At 67.4% G+C, this 17,292-nt stretch carries 15 protein-coding genes; 10 read left to right on the forward strand and 5 right to left on the reverse strand.

Annotation, left to right across the window (positions count from 1 at the left end):
- Positions 1 to 3 precede the first annotated feature (3 nt).
- The 4 genes from mrdA to AC1Q7Q_RS34370 all read right to left on the reverse strand — a co-directional run bounded on the left by mrdA (position 4) and on the right by AC1Q7Q_RS34370 (position 5,202).
- Entirely contained in the window at positions 4 to 2,322 is a 2,319-nt protein-coding gene (mrdA, locus tag AC1Q7Q_RS34355; protein WP_492376561.1) for a penicillin-binding protein 2, read from the reverse strand.
- 72 nt (positions 2,323 to 2,394) lie between these two features.
- A complete protein-coding gene (mreD, locus tag AC1Q7Q_RS34360; protein WP_150992634.1) occupies positions 2,395 to 2,907 on the reverse strand; it encodes a rod shape-determining protein MreD in 513 nt (170 codons plus the stop codon).
- On the reverse strand, positions 2,904 to 3,956 hold the full coding sequence (gene mreC / locus AC1Q7Q_RS34365) for a rod shape-determining protein MreC (protein ID WP_492376562.1): 1,053 nt from the start codon (positions 3,954 to 3,956) through the stop codon (positions 2,904 to 2,906). The genes mreD and mreC overlap by 4 nt, the downstream gene beginning before the upstream one ends.
- 202 nt (positions 3,957 to 4,158) lie before the next feature.
- Positions 4,159 to 5,202 carry a rod shape-determining protein gene (locus tag AC1Q7Q_RS34370; protein ID WP_035859663.1) on the reverse strand — a complete coding sequence of 348 codons (1,044 nt, stop codon included), beginning with the start codon at positions 5,200 to 5,202 and terminating at the stop codon, positions 4,159 to 4,161.
- A 652-nt stretch (positions 5,203 to 5,854) separates the two neighbouring features.
- On the opposite strand from AC1Q7Q_RS34370, the gene gatC reads away from it, so the two are divergent.
- The 7 genes from gatC to AC1Q7Q_RS34405 all read left to right on the forward strand — a co-directional run bounded on the left by gatC (position 5,855) and on the right by AC1Q7Q_RS34405 (position 13,419).
- Positions 5,855 to 6,154 carry an Asp-tRNA(Asn)/Glu-tRNA(Gln) amidotransferase subunit GatC gene (gatC, locus tag AC1Q7Q_RS34375; protein WP_441640157.1) on the forward strand — a complete coding sequence of 100 codons (300 nt, stop codon included), beginning with the start codon at positions 5,855 to 5,857 and terminating at the stop codon, positions 6,152 to 6,154.
- 95 nt (positions 6,155 to 6,249) lie between these two features.
- Positions 6,250 to 7,755 carry an Asp-tRNA(Asn)/Glu-tRNA(Gln) amidotransferase subunit GatA gene (gene gatA / locus AC1Q7Q_RS34380; protein ID WP_253932840.1) on the forward strand — a complete coding sequence of 502 codons (1,506 nt, stop codon included), beginning with the start codon at positions 6,250 to 6,252 and terminating at the stop codon, positions 7,753 to 7,755.
- Complete coding sequence (locus tag AC1Q7Q_RS34385) at positions 7,752 to 8,219, forward strand: hypothetical protein (RefSeq protein WP_492376563.1); 468 nt, start codon at positions 7,752 to 7,754, stop codon at positions 8,217 to 8,219. Before gatA ends, AC1Q7Q_RS34385 begins: the two co-directional genes overlap by 4 nt.
- Positions 8,216 to 9,166 (forward strand): dienelactone hydrolase family protein, encoded by a 951-nt coding sequence (locus AC1Q7Q_RS34390; protein ID WP_492376564.1) that lies wholly within the window; start codon positions 8,216 to 8,218, stop codon positions 9,164 to 9,166. Before AC1Q7Q_RS34385 ends, AC1Q7Q_RS34390 begins: the two co-directional genes overlap by 4 nt.
- A 77-nt stretch (positions 9,167 to 9,243) precedes the next feature.
- Entirely contained in the window at positions 9,244 to 10,704 is a 1,461-nt protein-coding gene (gene gatB / locus AC1Q7Q_RS34395; protein WP_492376565.1) for an Asp-tRNA(Asn)/Glu-tRNA(Gln) amidotransferase subunit GatB, read from the forward strand.
- Positions 10,705 to 11,593: 889 nt separating this feature from the next.
- On the forward strand, positions 11,594 to 12,262 hold the full coding sequence (locus AC1Q7Q_RS34400; protein WP_492376793.1) for a DUF484 family protein: 669 nt from the start codon (positions 11,594 to 11,596) through the stop codon (positions 12,260 to 12,262).
- Positions 12,262 to 13,419: a tyrosine recombinase XerC gene (locus AC1Q7Q_RS34405; protein WP_492376792.1), complete on the forward strand. Its 1,158-nt coding sequence runs from the start codon at positions 12,262 to 12,264 to the stop codon at positions 13,417 to 13,419. Before AC1Q7Q_RS34400 ends, AC1Q7Q_RS34405 begins: the two co-directional genes overlap by 1 nt.
- Here AC1Q7Q_RS34405 and AC1Q7Q_RS34410 read toward each other — a convergent pair.
- Positions 13,416 to 14,375 (reverse strand): transcriptional regulator GcvA, encoded by a 960-nt coding sequence (locus tag AC1Q7Q_RS34410; protein WP_492376794.1) that lies wholly within the window; start codon positions 14,373 to 14,375, stop codon positions 13,416 to 13,418. The two genes, AC1Q7Q_RS34405 and AC1Q7Q_RS34410, sit on opposite strands and share 4 nt — an antisense overlap.
- A 230-nt stretch (positions 14,376 to 14,605) precedes the next feature.
- Between AC1Q7Q_RS34410 and AC1Q7Q_RS34415 the strand changes: the two genes are divergently transcribed.
- The 3 genes from AC1Q7Q_RS34415 (at position 14,606) to lipA (ending at position 16,903) form a co-directional block, all read left to right on the forward strand.
- Entirely contained in the window at positions 14,606 to 14,965 is a 360-nt protein-coding gene (locus AC1Q7Q_RS34415) for a DUF2917 domain-containing protein (RefSeq protein WP_492376791.1), read from the forward strand.
- A 167-nt stretch (positions 14,966 to 15,132) separates the two neighbouring features.
- The gene (gene lipB / locus AC1Q7Q_RS34420) at positions 15,133 to 15,864 is read left to right on the forward strand and encodes a lipoyl(octanoyl) transferase LipB (protein ID WP_416050167.1); all 732 of its coding nucleotides are present in this window, start codon (positions 15,133 to 15,135) and stop codon (positions 15,862 to 15,864) included.
- A gap of 43 nt (positions 15,865 to 15,907) precedes the next feature.
- Positions 15,908 to 16,903, forward strand: a complete 996-nt coding sequence (gene lipA / locus AC1Q7Q_RS34425) for a lipoyl synthase (RefSeq protein WP_492376790.1) — start codon at positions 15,908 to 15,910, stop codon at positions 16,901 to 16,903.
- The last annotated feature ends 389 nt before the right edge of the window (positions 16,904 to 17,292 follow it).

The following is a 17,292-nucleotide window of genomic DNA, read 5'->3' on the forward strand; positions in this document are numbered from 1 at the left end:
CCTTCAGCGTGAAGCGTTGCCGCCGGCCGCGGCGGGCGCGGTTGCCGGTTTGGCGCGGGGTTTCGAACTGGCGGGCGCCATGACTGGCGAGGCGGCCGGAGCGGGGGGCGGCGCCGGGCGGCTGTGGCCGAGGGCCTGCGCCATGCGCTGGTCCAGCGTCTGCACCGCCGAGGCGGGCGGGATGGCGGCGGGGTCGATCACCGGCGCCACCACGGCAGAGGCGGCCGTGGCGGAGGCGCCGGCGCGGGCTGCCACCCGCGCCGCCGGCACGCTGGCGCCTTCGCTGGTGGCGGCGGCTTCGCTCGCGCCCATGACGGTGGCGCTGGCGATGCTGGCGGTGTGGCCGGTGGTAAACACGCTGGGCGTATCCACGGGCGGCTTGCCGCCGGCGCGTTCGGACGCGGGCGGGGCGATGTTCGCCAGTTCTTCCGGCCACTTGCCCGTCAAATAGTAATCCATCACCTTGCGTGCGATCGGCGCGGCCACGGCACCGCCGAAGCCGGCGTTTTCCACGATCATCGCCAGCGCGATCTTCGGGTTGTCGGCGGGAGCGAACGCGGTATAGAGCGCGTGGTCGCGCTTGCGCTCGTCCAGCGCGTGGTGGTTGTACTTCTCGTTCTTGCCCATGGTGAAGGTCTGCGCCGTCCCGGTCTTGCCGGCGGACTCATAGGCGGCGCCGGCGAACGCGCGGGCGGCGGTGCCCGAGTGCGTCACGCCGACCATGGCGCGCTTGATCACGTCGATATCCGACTGCTTGAGCGGCAGGCGGTAGCTTTCCTTGGGCACGGTGAGCTCGCGCTCGCGGCTGACCGAATCCTCCACCGCTTTGACCAGGTGGGGCTTCATGGCGATGCCGTTGTTGACCAGGATGGAGGTGGCGTTGGCCAGCTGCAGGATGGTGAAACTGTTGTAGCCCTGGCCGATCCCCAGCGAGATGGTTTCGCCGTCATACCATTTCTGCTGCTCGGGCTTGCGGTAGGCGCGGCGTTTCCAGTCGGTGGAGGGCAGGATGCCGCGGCTCTCGCCTTCGATGTCGATGCCGGTGATCTGGCCGAAGCCCAGCGGCTTCATGAAGTCGTGGATGCCGTTGACGCCCATGTCGCGCGCCAGCATGTAGTAATAGGTGTCACACGACTGAATGATGGAGGCGTTCATGTCCACCCAGCCGTGGCCGCCCGGCTTGTCGTCGCGGAAGGTATGGTTGCCGAGCGTGAACGAGCCCGGATCGTGGAAGCCCCAGGCCGCGGTGCGCTTGCCGGTGGTGAGTGCCGCCAGCGCCATGAACGGCTTGTAGGTGGAGCCGGGCGGGTAGGTGCCGCGCAGCGGGCGGTTCAGGAGCGGCTTGTCGGGCGAGCCGTTGAGCTCGTTCCAGGTATTGGTGTCGATGCCTTCGACGAACAGGTTGGGGTCGTAGGTCGGCTTGGAGACAAAGGCCAGGATGTCGCCTGTGGCCGGCTCGATTGCCACCAGCGCGCCGCGCTTGTCGCCAAACAGCGCCTCGGCCAGTTGCTGCAGGCGGATGTCGAGCGACAGGATCAGGTTGTTGCCGGGCGTGGCTGGGGAGGTGGACAGCGTGCGGATGGGCCGTCCGCCCGCGCTCACTTCCACTTCCTCGAAACCGGTCAGGCCGTGCAGCTCGGTCTCGTAGCTTTGCTCGATGCCGATCTTGCCGATGTAGTTGGAGCCCTTGTAGTTGTCGGCGTCCTTGCGCGGATCGTATTTGGCGCCTTCGGCGCTGTTGGCCTCGTCCATGGCCTCGATGCGTTCCTGGTCGCGCTGCGAGATGCGGCCCAGGTAGCCGATCACGTGCGAGGCGGACTCGCCCATCGGGTACTGGCGGAACAGCCGGGCGCGTACGTCCACGCCGGGAAAGCGGAAGCGCTGGGCGGAGAAGCGTGCCACTTCCTCATCGGTGAGCTGGCTGCGGATCGGCAGGCTTTCGAAGCTGCGCGACTCCTCCATCAGGCGCTTGAAGCGGCGGCGGTCGCGCGGCTGGATGTCGATCAGCTGGGCCAGTTCCTCGATGGTGTTGTCGAGCGTGTCGGACAGCTTGGACGGGGTGATTTCCAGCGTGTAGGCGGAATAGTTGCGCGCCAGCACCACGCCGTTGCGGTCCATGATGATGCCGCGGTTGGGCTCGATCGGCGCCACCGAGATGCGGTTGTCCTCGGCCTTGGCCGAGTACTGGTCATGCTTGTACCACTGCAGCCACAGGAAACGGCTGAACAGCAGGCCGAAGCAGATCACGGCAAACAGGCCCGCCGCCGCTACGCGGATGCGGAAGCGGCCGAGCTCCTGTTCGACATTGCGTATTTCGGTCATGGTACTGCGTCAGCCTTGCGGTTTGCCGCGCCCCCCAAGGGGGCACGGCGGGACTTCGGTTGGGGTAAAGCGTCAGATTGGCCGGGTTTCGTCCACGTCGGCGCTGCGGCGCTGCGGCGCCAGCAGCATGCCGGTGGCCAGCGGCCACAGCAGCGCTTCGATGCCCGGCGCCAGCAGCAATTGCCAGCCGGGCAGCGGCGCGCCCATGGCCAGGCGGATCAGCACCGGCACAGCGTGGGCGATGAACAGGAGCGGCAGCACGTGCAGCGCCTGGGTATAGACCGTGAACCAAAGCACGCGGCGATGGATGGTGATGGCGAAGTACGCCAGCAGCGAGTAGGCCATGGCGTGCTCGCCCAGCAGGCGCGCGTCATGCACGTCCATCAGCAGGCCGAGCGCGAAGGCCACACCCATGCCGACCTTGCGCGGCTGGTGGATGTTCCAGAACACCAGCACCAGCGCCACCATGTCGGGCACCCACAGCGTGGTGCCCCAGGGCATCAGGTTGAACAGGAAGGCCAGCACGAAACTCAGCGCGATAAACGCGGGGTTGACCGGGCGCAGCAGGTATTGGGGATTGGTCAACGCTTGGGCTCCTTGGCCGGGGCGGGCTTGTCGGCCGGCCTTTGCGCCGGCTTGTCAGCGGGCTTGTCAGCGGGCTGTACTGCGGGTTTGTCGGCGGGCTTCTCGGCCGGCCGCTCTCCTGAGCGTTCGGCATCCCGCACGCCCGGGCGGTTCGCCCTGACGCTTCGCGCCTCCTTGGCGTCGCGTGGGCCGTCGATGGACTCGCGCGGCGGCAACTGCGCTTCGTAGCGGATCACCAGCAACTGGCGGTGCGAACGCACGCCGGCCACCGGTTCGCAGTACACGCGCGAGAAGGCGGTATCGGCCTTGCGCTCGATCTGGACGATCTTGGCCACCGGCAGGCCTGGCGGGTAGGTGCCGTCCAGGCCGGAGGTCACCAGCAGGTCGCCCTGCTGCAGGTCGGCCGAGGCGGCCATGAAGCGCAGGTCGAGCAGGCCGGCGCGGGCGCCGCCAAAGGCCACGCTACGCAAGCCGTTGCGCACTACCTGCACGGGAATGGCCTGTTCCTTGTCGGTCAGCAGCGTGACCTCCGACTGGAACGGCGAAACCCGCGTGACCTGGCCGATCACGCCGCGTTCGTCGATCACGGGGTAGCCCGCGCGCAGGCCATGCTGGCTGCCGCGGTCGATCACGATGCGCTGGCTGTAAGGGTCGCGGGCGTCGTACAGGATCTCGGCCGCCGTCACCGGCGTGGCCGACTGCTGTACCAGGCCAAGCAGCTTGCGCAGCTGGTTGTTCTCGGCCTCGAGCTGGGACTGGCGCACCGAACCCTCGGCCTCGGTCACCATGCGGCGCTTGATCTCGCGGTTCTCGCTGGCGAGGGTGGCGGATGACTGGGCGTAGTCGAAGGTGGCGCGCAGCGCGTCGCGCGGCACCAGCACCGCGCGCTCCACCGGCATCAGCACGGTGGCGGCAACCTGGCGCACCACGCGCAGGGCGTCAAAGCGCGCATCAACGATGAGCAGCGCCAGCGCGATCGTCACATAGAAGACGAGGCGCGCAACGGCGGAAGTGCCCTGCTTGAAGAGCGGCGGCGGAGTGTAATCCATTTACCCGTGCGCTGGCAGAAAGGTCCCCCGGTGCCACAGGCACGACCGCGCCGCGGCACGCCAGCCGGAGTGGCTGGGGCGTCGCGGCGCGGTGTGGTGCACGGGGACTGGCGGGGTCGGGAGGGTAGCGCGGCAAGGCGCTGCCTCGACCAGGTAGTCCGGCAGGCCGCGTCGCGCCACGTGCGAATCCTCTGCTTACGCTTTATTCGTAAGAAAAGATGCTGCCGAGCTTGTCCATGCGCTCGAGCGCCATGCCGGAGCCGCGCACCACGCAGGTCAGCGGGTCTTCGGCGACCAGCACCGGCAGGCCGGTTTCCTCGGCCAGCAGGCGATCCAGGTCGCGCAGCAGCGCGCCGCCGCCGGTCAGCATCATGCCGCGCTCGGCGATGTCCGCGCCGAGTTCCGGCGGGGTTTGTTCCAGCGCGATCTTGACGGCCGACACGATCTGGTTGAGCGGATCGGTCAGGGCTTCCAGGATTTCGTTGGACGACACCGTGAAGGCACGCGGGATGCCTTCGGACAGGTTGCGGCCCTTGACTTCCATTTCGCGGACTTCTGAGCCGGGGAAAGCCGAACCGATGGCCTTCTTGATGGCTTCGGCGGTCTGCTCGCCGATCAGCATGCCATAGTTGCGGCGGATGTAGTTGACGATGGCTTCGTCGAACTTGTCGCCACCCACGCGCACCGAGCCCTTGTAGACCATGCCGCCCAGCGAGATGATGCCCACCTCGGTGGTGCCGCCGCCGATATCCACCACCATCGAGCCCGACGGCTCCGACACGGGCAGGCCGGCGCCGATCGCGGCCGACATCGGCTCCTCGATCAGGTACACCTGGCTGGCGCCGGCGCCCAGCGCCGATTCGCGGATGGCGCGGCGCTCGACCTGGGTCGAGCCGCAGGGCACGCAGATGATGATGCGCGGCGAGGGGCGCAGCAGCTTGGTGTCGTGCACCATCTTGATGAACTGCTTGAGCATCTGCTCGGTGACCGTGAAGTCGGCGATCACGCCGTCTTTCATCGGGCGGATCGCTTCGATGTTGCCCGGCACCTTGCCCAGCATCTGCTTGGCTTCCTTGCCCACTGCCTGGATCGTCTTCTTGGCGTTGGGTCCGCCTTCCTGGCGGATGGCGACCACGGACGGCTCGTCAAGGACGATGCCCTTGTCACGCATATAGATCAGGGTGTTGGCGGTGCCGAGGTCGATCGCGAGATCGTTGGAGAAGTAGCTGCGGAGAAATCCGAACATCAGGAATCCTGTTTCTGGTGGTTCGCGAGTATGCGAAGTGGCCGGCGCCGCTGCGGGGCCAGCCACGATATTCATAGCGACGGGTAGTATTAAGGCCCCCGGTCGTCCGGTGGGGCCGGCGCCGTTGCCAGTCCGCGTTGTCATCCGCTGCGAACTGCCAGGGCCAGGGCCGCCAGCCAAGGCCGCTTTGCCAGGTGGCGAAAGCAGCCTCTACGGGAACCTTTGATTAGACCACGCGCGAAAGTTCGGTGGAACGGCGCTGCAATTACAAATTAATTGCTGGCGGGGGCGGCCTAATCGGAGGAACCTGTCTGTCATCCCTTGGGGGCCTTCAAGCCTGCGCCGGCGCGGGCCGGTCGGGCCACGCGGCCAGTGCTGGCTGGCCCGGGTGCCGGAGTGCGCCGCCGGGGTGTCCCGCCGGAGTGTCTCGCCGGAGTGTCTCGAAATGCTCCGGAGGAGGCGGTTTTGCACCAATGTGACGAAGGCGCGGCCAAAGGATGGCAACGCGCAATGATACCTTATAATTCCCCCTGTTTCGGGGGCTTCTTCCTCGAAAAAACCTGTAACTTTGACGATTCCCGGGCGCTCCCGGCAGCACTTGCCCGGCCCGCCCCGGCCGCGCCCGCATCGCCTTTCGCACCGACCCCAAGCCATGGCTCTCGACCTATCCGACGTCAAGCGCATCGCCCACCTTGCCCGCATCGAAATCAACGATGCCGAGGCCGGGCAGACGCTTGTGCAGCTCAATCAATTCTTCTCCCTGGTCGAACAGATGCAGGCGGTCGACACCACCGGCATCGTGCCGCTGGCCCACCCGCTGTCCGCGGTGCGCGAGATGTCGCAGCGGCTGCGCGACGACGTGGTCACCGAGCCCAGCCGCCGCGAGGACTACCAGCGTCCCGCCCCGGCCACCGAAGGCGGCCTCTACCTGGTGCCCAAGGTCATCGAATAAAGGTCAGACGCACCCCGGCCCTCGACCCAGCGGCTGCGCCGCGCCGCCTCCAGGCTGCGCCGGCAGCCATCACCTGCCAAGCCAAACCGACCGACATGCCCTTTTCCGCAACTTCCGTGACCTCCCTGCGCGAGCTTTCCGACGCGCTGGCGGCACGCTCCGTCTCCGCCGAAGAACTGGCGCGCGATTACCTGGCCCGCATCGAGCAGGCGGGTGCGCTCAACGCCTTTGTCGACGTCAACCCCGAACTCACCCTGGCGCAGGCCCGCGCCGCCGACGCGCGCCGCGCGCGCGGCGAAGCCGGCCCGCTGACCGGCGTGCCGATCGCCCACAAGGACGTGTTCGTCACCCGTGGCTGGCGCGCCACGGCGGGCTCGCGCATGCTGGCCAACTACGAAAGCCCGTTCGACGCGGCCGTGGTCGAGCGCCTCGCCGCCGCTGGCATGGTCACGCTGGGCAAGACCAATATGGACGAGTTCGCGATGGGCTCGTCCAACGAGAACTCGCACTTCGGCCCGGTCAGGAACCCCTGGGACGCCAGCCGCGTGCCGGGTGGCTCCTCGGGCGGGTCTGCGGCCGCCGTGGCCGCCGGCCTGGCGCCTGCCGCCACCGGCACCGACACCGGCGGCTCGATCCGCCAGCCGGCCTCGTTCTCCGGCATCACCGGCATCAAGCCTACCTATGGGCGCGTATCGCGCTACGGCATGATCGCCTTCGCCTCCTCGCTCGACCAGGGCGGCCCGATGGCGCATACCGCCGAGGATTGCGCCATGCTGCTGGGCGGCATGGCCGGCTTCGACGAGCGCGACTCCACCAGCGTTGCGCCTGCCCTGGGCGGCGTCGACGAGGACTACACCCGCCTGCTGGGCCAGGCGCGGGTGGGCGCCAGCGCCGGCAAGCCGCTGTCAGGGCTGCGCATCGGCCTGCCGAAGGAATATTTCGGCAAGGGCCTGGCAGCGGACGTGGAGCAAGCCGTGCGCGCGGCGCTTGCCGAGTACGAAAAGCTGGGCGCCACGCTGGTCGAGGTGTCGCTGCCCAAGACCGAGCTGTCGATCCCCGTGTACTACGTGATCGCGCCGGCCGAGGCATCGTCCAACCTGTCGCGCTTTGACGGCGTGCGCTTTGGCCATCGCGCCGCCGAGTACCGCGACCTGATGGACATGTACAAGAAGACCCGCGCCGAAGGCTTCGGCCCCGAGGTCAAGCGCCGCATTATGGTGGGCGCCTACGTGCTGTCGCACGGCTACTACGACGCCTATTACCTGCAAGCACAAAAGATCCGCCGCATCATCGCTGACGATTTCCAGCGCGCCTTCACCCAGTGCGACGTGATCATGGGCCCGGTGGCGCCCACGGTGGCGTGGAAGCTCGGCGAGAAGAGCGCGGACCCGGTGCAGATGTACCTGGCCGACATCTTCACGCTGTCGACCAGCCTGGCCGGCCTGCCCGGCATGAGCGTGCCCTGCGGGCTGGGCGAGGGTGGCATGCCGGTTGGCCTGCAGCTGATCGGCAACTACTTTGGCGAGGCCGAGCTGCTGCAAACGGCGCACGCCTTCCAGCAGGCAACGGACTGGCACCTGCGCCGGCCCGCGCAGGCATGATCGCAGCGCGCTGGCTGTCCCGCATCGTGCTCGGCATCGGGCTGGCCGCTGCATTGGCGGCCTGCATCCCGCTGCCGCGCTTTGGCGGCAAGCCCCCGCCGATTGCCAGCCGCGACATCGACCTCGCCGGCGATTGCCGCCGCACCGAGGAAGACGGCTTTCGCGAGGATGCGCAGGTGCGCGTGACGGACAACACCGTGCAGCAGTTGTCATGGAAGCTGTGGGTGGGCAAGCGCGGCTCGTGCAGCTTCAACCTGGCCGAATTCCGCCAGACCCAGAAGAAGCCGCATATCGAGCTGCGCGCCAACGACGGCAGCGCCTGCAAGCTGATGATCTGGCAGGATCCGCGCCGGGTCACGCTCGCGCACGCCAATTGCGAGGCGCGTTGCTCGCCGGGCATCTACGAAGAAGCCTGGCCGGTGATGTTCGAGCCTGGCGGCGGCGGTTGCGCGCAGACCCGATGAACCCGCTCAACGCCATGTCCCGAGCCGCCCACGGTTGCATCGCCGCTCGCCTGAAGGCCTTCTTCAGCCTGGGCGCATGCGCCTTGCTGCTGGCAAGCCACGCCGTGCTGGCGCAGGCTTCCATGCCGGCGGCGCAGACGGTGCGTTTCCCGGGCGCCGACGGCGGCCAGCCGCTCAGCGGCTACTGGTTCGTGCCGCAGCGCAGCGCCGCGGCCCCGGTCCCGGCCGTACGCGTGGTGATTGCGCTGCACGGCTGCGGCGGGCTGCACCGCAGTGGCGGCGCGGATGCGGCAGCGCTCCAGAGCCGTTACCGCGAGTACGTGCAGTGGCTGACCGCGCGCGGCTACGCGGTGCTGCTGCCCGACAGTTTCGGCCCGCGCGGCAAACCGGATGGCATCTGCACCGAACGCATAGACAGCCGCGACATCGACGACGCCACGCGGCGCGGCGATGTGCTGGCGGCGTTACAGTGGCTCGCGCAGCAGCCCGGCGTGGACACCGCGCATATCGTGCTGCTGGGCTGGTCCAACGGCGCGCAGGCGGTGCTCAGTGCCATCGACGCCAGCCGCGACTGGCCGGCGGGCGCACCGGCGATCGAGCGCGCCGTGGCTTTTTACCCTGGCTGCAAGAGCGCGGTACAGCGGCATGAGTACCGCCTGCGCACGCCCCTGCTGCTGCTGACCGGCGGCGCCGACGACTGGACCCCCGCCACCCGCTGCGCCATGCTGCGCGAGGCGGTCGCGGCGCGCCAGCCGGATGCGCGTTTTCGCCTGGAGATCTACCCCGGCGCGTATCACGGCTTTGATGGCACCGAGCCGCTGCGGGTGCGGCGCGATGTGCCTAACGGCTCGCGTCACGGCCAGGGCGTGACCGTGGGCGGCGACCCGATCTCGCGCGATGCGGCGCTGGCGCAACTGGATTCATGGCTGGCCAGCCCGAATCCGTGAAAGAACACCGTAGCCATACATAGCCACACGTAGCAAACAAGTAGCAACACATACAGCACACGAACAGGAATACCGCCATGCAATGGGAAGTGGTGATCGGCCTCGAGACGCACACGCAGTTGTCGACGGCCTCCAAGATTTTTTCCGGTACCTCCACCGCCTTCGGCGCGGCGCCGAACACGCAAGCCTCGCCGGTTGATCTGGCGCTGCCCGGCGTGTTGCCGGTGCTTAACCGCGGCGCGGTCGAGCGCGCCATCCAGTTCGGCCTGGCGATCGGCGCCACCATCGCGCCGCGCAGCATCTTCGCGCGCAAGAATTACTTCTACCCCGACCTGCCCAAGGGCTACCAGATCAGCCAGTACGAGCTGCCGGTGGTGCAGGGCGGCAGCATCAGCATCCAGGTCGAAGGCAAGAAGGGCGAAACCTACGAAAAGACCGTGCAGCTCACGCGCGCCCACCTCGAGGAAGACGCCGGCAAGTCGCTGCACGAAGATTTCGCCGGCATGACCGGCATCGACCTGAACCGCGCCGGCACGCCGCTGCTGGAGATCGTCACCGAGCCCGACATGCGCAGCTCGGCCGAGGCCGTGGCCTACGCCAAGGCCCTGCACGCGCTGGTGATGTGGCTGGGCATCTGCGACGGCAACATGCAGGAAGGCAGCTTCCGCTGCGACGCCAACGTGTCGGTGCGCCCCTATGGCAGTCCCAAGCTGGGCACGCGCCGCGAGATCAAGAACCTGAACTCGTTCCGCTTCCTGCAGCAGGCCATCGACTACGAAGTCCAGTGGCAGATCGCCGAGATCGAGGATGGCCGCGAAATCCAGCAGGCCACCGTGCTATTCGACCCGGACACCGGCGAGACGCGCGCCATGCGCACCAAGGAAGACGCGCACGATTACCGCTACTTCCCCGACCCCGACCTGCTGCCGCTGGAGATCGACGCCGCCTGGATCGCGCGCGTGAAGTCCGAGCTGCCGGAGCTGCCGGTGGCCATGCAAGCGCGCCTGGTGTCGCAATACGGCCTGTCCGCCTACGACGCCAGCGTGCTGACCGCCTCCAAGTCGCTCGCGAACTATTTCGAGGCGGTGGTCGCTGAAGCTGGCGCGGCCAATGCCAAGCCGGCTGCCAACTGGCTGATGGGCGACGTGTCGTCGCTGCTCAACCGCGAAGGCATCGCGCTGGAAGCCGCCCCGGTCAAGCCGGCCCAGCTGGCCAAGCTGCTGGTGCGCATTGCCGATGGCACGGTGTCCAACAACACGGCCAAGAAGGATGTCTTCCCGGCCATGTGGGCAGGCGAAGAAGGTGCCGACGCCGACGCCATCATCGCGGCCAAGGGCCTCAAGCAGATGTCCGACTCGGGCGAGCTGGAAAAGATCATCGACGACGTGCTGGCTGCCAATGCGAAGTCGGTGGAGGAGTTCCGTGCTGGCAAGGAGAAGGCGTTCAACGCGCTGGTGGGGCAGGCCATGAAGGCCACCAAGGGCAAGGGGAATCCTGCTCAGGTGAATGAGTTGCTGAAGAGGAAGTTGGGGGCGTAAGGGGGGGAGGGGGTGTAGGGGGGGTAGTGGCTTTTGGGGGGGCTTTCGCTTTTTCTTTGAGCGGTGTTGGCTCTTGCACCCAACAGCCGTACGACATCCCCCTGCGGGGGCTGCCGGTCACTCTTCTTTGCGTCGGCAAAGAAGACTAACGAGAAGAAAGCCGACCCTGCCGGGGGCAGAGCAATCGGGCTTATGTGGGGCTGTGGTTGCGTCGTACGGCCCTGAGTGTTGGCTGGCGGATCCTACCGGCCCATAGGGCATCGCTACTGCATTACCCAATGGTCACGTGGTGGTGCCCCTGATCGCTTTGCCCGGTGAGCATTCCACCATCTGCCGTTACCGGCGCGCGCCATCACGACACATCACCCGTCAATGGTTTCGTGGTGGGGCGGGCGCGGTGGTCAGGGTCGTGGGCGTATCAATCCGGTGCCACCGCGCCCACGACGGAACCGGTGCGCCTGCAACTTCGTGGCCGGCCACGCCGCGAGCGACAGACGGCTTGAAGCAAGTGGTGCCTGCTACCGGGGGCCTCACCACGCATCCCGGAAGCTGGCAGGATCGTGGCCAGTCAAGCCGGTACCGGCAGAAGCCCGCCGGCACTCCGGGCAGTACGACGCAACCACCGAGGCCCATGAGCCTTATTGCTCTGCGCCCGGCAGGGTCGGCTTTCTTCTCGTTAGTCTTCTTTGCCGACGCAAAGAAGAGTGACCGGCAGCCCCCGCAGGGGGATGTCGTATGGCTGTTGGGTGCAAAGGCCAACGCCGATAGAGACGAACCAACGAGCCCACACATCCGAGCCCTTGCGCCCAAAAACCAACGCCGACCACTCCCCCAAAATTTCCCCCTAACCATTTGCTACACTGCCCCCCAAACAATCCGGTTGAAGCCAATGAACGCCCAAGAAGTTGCCTCCTACCTGCAGACCAATCCCCAGTTCTTCGAAGACAACGCCGAACTGCTGGCCGCGGTGCAACTCACCAGCCCGCACAGCCACCGCGCGGTGTCGCTGCAGGAGCGCCAGATGGAAATCCTGCGCGAGAAAAACAAAGGCCTGGAGCTGAAGCTGGCGGACCTGGTTCGCCACGGCCATGACAACGACCGCACCCAGCAGCGCATGCACGCCTGGCAGTTGCGCTTGCTGGCCGAGGCGGACTCGCACGCGCTGCCGTATGCGGTGCAGGACGGCCTGCAGCAAGTGTTCGACGTGCCCGGCGTGGCCCTCAAGCTGTGGAATGTGGCGCAGAGCTACGCGCACATGGAAGTGGCGCAGGGCGCGAGCGAAGACGTCCGCCTGTTTGCCGAGGGCCTGCGCGCGCCGTATTGCGGCGCCAACAGTGGCTTCGAGGCCGCGGCGTGGCTGGAGCGCGACGATATCGCCTCGCTGGCCATGGTGACGCTGCGCGTGCCCACGCGCGACGCCGGGACGCTCGGCGCGGCCTTTGGCTTGCTGGTGCTGGGCTCGCCCGAGCCGCGGCGCTTCCACGAGGGCATGGGCACGGCCTATCTGGCGCAGATCGGCGAAGTGGCTGGTGCCGCGCTGAACCGCCTGCGCGACTGATGGAGCCGAGCCGCGCGCGCAAGGCCGCTTCGCCCGCGGCGAAGAAGCCGGCCGCGCGCAAGGAGGCCGCCGAGGCGCCACTCGACAAGCCGCCGCCCGATCCGGTCGTGCTGCGCTATCTGGAGTGGCTCGCCAGCAGCCGCAAGCTGGCTGTCCACACACTGACCAACTACGCCCGCGACCTGTCTGTGCTGCAAGCGCACGCCGCACGCCATGCGCCGGGCATTGCGCTGTTGTCGCTGCAGACCCACCATATCCGCGCCTTTGCCGCGCGCATGCACGGCGGCGGCCTGGCCGGCACCAGCATTGCCCGCACGCTGTCGGCGTGGCGTGGCTTTTTTTTGTGGGCCGCGCGCCATGGCCTGGGCGTGCAGGCCAACCCGGTGGACGGCGTGCGCGCGCCAAAATCCGGGCACCGGCTGCCCAAGGCCTTGTCGGTGGAGCACGCGGTGGCGCTGGTCTCGCACAACGCGGGCGACGGCGCCGAGGGTCGGCGCGACCAAGCTGTCTACGAGTTGTTCTATTCCAGCGGCCTGCGCGTGTCGGAGCTGGTGCAGCTGGACGCGCGCTATGCCGAGGATGGGGAATACCGCTCCGCCGGCTGGATCGACATGGACGGCGCTGAGGTCACGGTGATCGGCAAGGGCTCGCGACGGCGTACCGTGCCTGTCGGCAGCAAGGCCATGGAAGCGCTGCGCGCGTGGCTGGCGGTGCGCCCGGAGCTGCTGCGCCCCGGCGCGCTGCCCGATGATGCGCATGCGCTGTTCCTGAGCGTGCGCGGGCGGCGCTTGCCCGCACGTACGGTGCAGTTGCGCATCAAGCAGCAGGCGATCCGGGCCGGCGTGCCGACCGACGTGCATCCGCACATGCTGCGGCACTCCTTCGCCACCCACGTATTGCAATCCTCTGGCGACCTGCGCGCGGTGCAGGAAATGCTCGGGCACGCCAGCGTGGCCACCACCCAGATCTATACCGCGCTGGATTTCCAGCACCTGGCCAAGGTCTACGACAAGGCGCACCCGCGCGCGGGCAGGGCGCACTCAGGGCCGGCGCCAGTGGTTGCTCCGGTAGTTGCCCCGGTGGCCGCGCCGAAGGCCGCGGATGAGGGCAAGGACGCCGAAGTCGCAAAAGACGCAGAAGCCGGCAAGGGCGACTAGCCCTCCCACTGCGCCAGGATGCCCCGGAAGGCTTCCATCTCCGGCAGCAGCCAGGCGCGGAAGGCCTTTACCTTGGGCGCTTCCAGCATGCCTGCCGAGCAGACGAAGTAGAGCAGCCACGGGCAGGTAATGCTCACATCGAAGAGCCGCACCACGCGCCCCGACAGCAGGTCGTTATAGGCCAGCGACGAGCGGATCAGCGCAATGCCTTGGCCCGCGGCGGCTGCCTGCAGCAGCAGCGAGGAGTCCTCCAGCAGCAGGCCCTTGCGCGGCTCCGGCCAGTCCAGGCCGGCGGCTTCGAACCACGGCTTCCACGGATCGCCCTCGCCGCGCAGCAGCGACATGCCTTCCATGTCCTGCGGCCGTGCCGGCAGCTTGCCGCCGTTGAAGGCCGGGCTGCAGACCGGGAAGAACACGTCGTCCAGCAGCTTCTCCACATACAGGCCGGGATAGTCGCCGCTGCCCATGCGCAACGCGATGTCGACTTCCTCGCGCCCGAAATCCACCAGCGTGTTGGACGACAGCAGCTCCACGTCCAGCTCGGGGTGCTGCTCGATAAAGCTGCCGATGCGCGGCGTGAGCCAGCGCGCGGCAAACGACGGCATGGTGCTGATGGTGAGGCGCTTGTCGCGGTTCCCGGCCTGCAGCGCACGGGTGGCATCGGCGATCTCCAGCAGGGCTTCGCGCACGCGCCCGGCGTAGGCCCGGCCGCCGGGTGTCAGGGTCACACGCTTGCCGTTGCGCTCGAACAGGGCCTGCCCCAGCTCTTCCTCCAGCGCGCGGATCTGGTGGCTGACCGCGCCGTGGGTGACGAACAGTTCGGTGGCCGCGCGCGAAAAGCTCTCGTGGCGGGCGGCTGCCTCGAACGCGCGCAGCGCGGTCAGCCCCGGCAGGCGCGGCAGCTCGCGATGCCAGCCACGTGGCAAATCTCTCTCCCATGCTCCCTTCAGCGCCATCATCCACCTCGTCTTATGTGAGTGTACCTAACAAGAACAAGGAAAATATATCGTTTTGGAAGAGGACCGGCAATCACTAGAATGCAATGCATCGGGGCGCTACCCGCACCGGTGCCGATCCAGTACCAGGCAAGACCAAGCATAAGCCTGCCAGGGCTGAGCTGATCGGCGGCCGCCCATTCCGGGCAAGCGGGCGAGGCAGCCGACGATGTCAGCGAAGGATGCCCAACATGAAAACATTGCTCACAACGACCCTGTTCACCCTGAGCCCGGGCGAAGTTACCTCCCTTTCCATCCACGCCGGCCAGCGCCTGCGTGTGGAAGAGGCCACGGGGACCGACGTCTGGGTCACCCGCGAAGGCGATTCGGAAGACTACTGGCTGCGTTGCGGCGGTAGCCTGCTGCTTAACAGCGGCGACGAAATCACGCTGAGCGTGGACCCGCGCGCGGCAGAGCCGGTACGGCTGGCCCTGATCGCTGAAGCCCGCCGGCCGGCAACCAATGTGTCGCACCTGGTGGCGCGCATGGCGCGGCGTTTGGTTCGAGGCACCGAGTGGACGCCTAACCAGGACCAGGTCACGGCCTCCTGAGCCAGCGGATACCGATGCAGATGGCCGCGTGCGTGGCCATCTGCGGCTGATCCATTCCAGGCCGGCAAGCAAGGACGCAGCGCCAACGTCATAAAGACACACCGAAAGACACACCAGAAAAGGGGCGGCCTCCTGTGAGATCCGCCCCTTTTCGCTAAACTGCCGGGATGCAATCGATACAAGTCATCGAGCAGGGCCGGCAAGAGTACGAACCCTGTTTCGACGCGATGCGCGCCTTTACCGCCGCACGCACCCCCGACACTCCCGACCAGATCTGGCTGGTCGAGCATCCCCCGGTCTATACCCTCGGCCAGGCGGGAGATCCTGCGCATGTTCTGGCCCCTGACGATGCGATCCCCATCGTGCGGATCGATCGTGGCGGTCAGGTCACTTATCACGGTCCTGGCCAGGTCGTGGCCTATCTGTTGCTCGACCTGCGCCGCCGCCACCTGATGGTGCGCGAACTCGTCCATGCGATCGAGCAGGCCGTGCTGGATACGCTCGCGGCGTATAATCTCGCAGCCGAACGCAAGCCCGGCGCGCCTGGTATCTACCTTTCCGAAGGCCAGCACCAGGGCGCCAAGATCGCCGCGCTCGGACTCAAGATCCGCAATGGCTGCAGCTATCACGGCGTCAGCCTCAACGTGCAGATGGACCTCGCGCCCTTCCTGCGCATCAACCCCTGCGGCTATGCCGGCCTGGAAACGGTCGACATGGCAACGGCGGGCGCCACCTTCGCGGTGGCCGATGCGGCGGGTGCGTCCCGCTTGCCCGTGACCGCGGCACAACAAGCCGATATCGCGCGGCGCCTTGCGGCGGCGCTGTGTGAAGTGCTGGCAGAGGCGCAAGAGCGCGCCCTGGCGGCCCAACGGAATACCGCCGCGGCCCTGGCCACTTAGTCATCCAGCCGAATATGCACGCACCGCGCGTGCGGAGAACTCTATGAGCGACGCCCTGATCGCCACTTCCAGCGAAGCCCCGCAACCCCAGGCGGAGCAGTACGACCCGACCCGCAAGCAGAAGTCGGCGGACAAGACCGCGCGCATCCCCATCAAGATCGTGCCGGCCGAGAAGCTCAAGAAGCCCGAGTGGATCCGCGTCAAGGCGGCCACGGGCAGCTCGCGCTTCTATGAGATCAAGGACATCCTGCGCGCCAACAACCTGGTGACGGTATGTGAGGAAGCCAGCTGCCCGAACATCGGCGAGTGCTTCGGCAAGGGCACCGCCACGTTCATGATCATGGGCGACAAGTGCACCCGCCGCTGCCCGTTCTGCGACGTGGGCCACGGCCGTCCCGATCCGCTGGATGCCAACGAGCCGGGCAACCTGGCCCGCACCATCGCCCAGCTCAAGCTGAACTATGTGGTGATCACCAGCGTTGACCGCGACGACCTGCGCGACGGCGGCGCCCAGCACTTTGTCGATTGCATCACGCTGACCCGCGAGCTGTCGCCGGCCACCCGCATCGAAGTGCTGGTGCCGGACTTCCGCGGCCGTCTGGACAAGGCGCTGGACATCCTGCAAGCCGGCCCGCCGGACGTGATGAACCACAACATGGAAACCGTGCCCCGTCTGTACAAGCAGGCCCGCCCGGGCGCCGACTACGCGCACTCGCTCAAGCTTCTGCAAGAGTTCAAGCGCCGCAATCCGGCCGTGGCCACCAAGTCCGGCTTGATGGTGGGCCTGGGCGAGACCGACGAGGAAATCCTCGAAGTCATGCGCGACATGCGCGCCCACGACATCGACATGCTGACCATCGGCCAGTACCTGGCGCCGTCGGGCCACCACCTGCCGGTGATGCGCTACGTGCATCCGGACACCTTCAAGATGTTCGAGGCCGAGGCCTACAAGATGGGCTTCACCCATGCCGCCGTGGGCGCCATGGTGCGCAGCTCCTACCACGCGGACGAGCAGGCGCATAAGGCCGGGTTCGCCTGAGGCCGAACGGGCCAAAACCCCGCGCCATGACGACGGCTGTCGCTCCCTCTCCCCTCAGGGGGAGAGGGCTGGGGAGAGGGGTGGCTTAGCTAGGAGCCACTTGAAGCGGAGCCCTCGGTTTTGTCCAGCACGACGGTATAACGAGCGCCCGCCCTCTCCCCCGCCCCCTCTCCCGCAAGCGGGAGAGGGGAGACCACCCAGCGCGGGGTCAACGTTGTGAGCAGTTCGATCGGCCGGTATCCACCCGGCCGTTTTTTCGCCCGCGGCACCCCGTTGCGGGCCCTCCTGGCGTTGCATTCGCGCCACGGCCAGCCAAGTTTTCCTGAAATCTCTCCTCTCCGGCAAGTCTGGCCCGGTGTGTCCGCGCGCACCCATATCGAGCAGGGCCG

This window comes from Cupriavidus sp. GW823-FHT07A04 (genome assembly GCF_058794615.1).

Bases quoted from the DNA above. Each gene is read 5' to 3' on its own strand.
- mrdA (WP_492376561.1), bottom strand. From the start codon at position 2,322: ATGACCGAAATACGCAATGTCGAACAGGAGCTCGGCCGCTTCCGCATC.
- mreC (WP_492376562.1), bottom strand. From the start codon at position 3,956: ATGGATTACACTCCGCCGCCGCTCTTCAAGCAGGGCACTTCCGCCGTT.
- AC1Q7Q_RS34370 (WP_035859663.1), bottom strand. From the start codon at position 5,202: ATGTTCGGATTTCTCCGCAGCTACTTCTCCAACGATCTCGCGATCGAC.
- gatC (WP_441640157.1), top strand. From the start codon at position 5,855: ATGGCTCTCGACCTATCCGACGTCAAGCGCATCGCCCACCTTGCCCGC.
- gatA (WP_253932840.1), top strand. From the start codon at position 6,250: ATGCCCTTTTCCGCAACTTCCGTGACCTCCCTGCGCGAGCTTTCCGAC.
- AC1Q7Q_RS34385 (WP_492376563.1), top strand. From the start codon at position 7,752: ATGATCGCAGCGCGCTGGCTGTCCCGCATCGTGCTCGGCATCGGGCTG.
- AC1Q7Q_RS34390 (WP_492376564.1), top strand. From the start codon at position 8,216: ATGAACCCGCTCAACGCCATGTCCCGAGCCGCCCACGGTTGCATCGCC.
- gatB (WP_492376565.1), top strand. From the start codon at position 9,244: ATGCAATGGGAAGTGGTGATCGGCCTCGAGACGCACACGCAGTTGTCG.
- AC1Q7Q_RS34400 (WP_492376793.1), top strand. From the start codon at position 11,594: ATGAACGCCCAAGAAGTTGCCTCCTACCTGCAGACCAATCCCCAGTTC.
- AC1Q7Q_RS34405 (WP_492376792.1), top strand. From the start codon at position 12,262: ATGGAGCCGAGCCGCGCGCGCAAGGCCGCTTCGCCCGCGGCGAAGAAG.
- AC1Q7Q_RS34410 (WP_492376794.1), bottom strand. From the start codon at position 14,375: ATGGCGCTGAAGGGAGCATGGGAGAGAGATTTGCCACGTGGCTGGCAT.
- AC1Q7Q_RS34415 (WP_492376791.1), top strand. From the start codon at position 14,606: ATGAAAACATTGCTCACAACGACCCTGTTCACCCTGAGCCCGGGCGAA.
- lipB (WP_416050167.1), top strand. From the start codon at position 15,133: ATGCAATCGATACAAGTCATCGAGCAGGGCCGGCAAGAGTACGAACCC.
- lipA (WP_492376790.1), top strand. From the start codon at position 15,908: ATGAGCGACGCCCTGATCGCCACTTCCAGCGAAGCCCCGCAACCCCAG.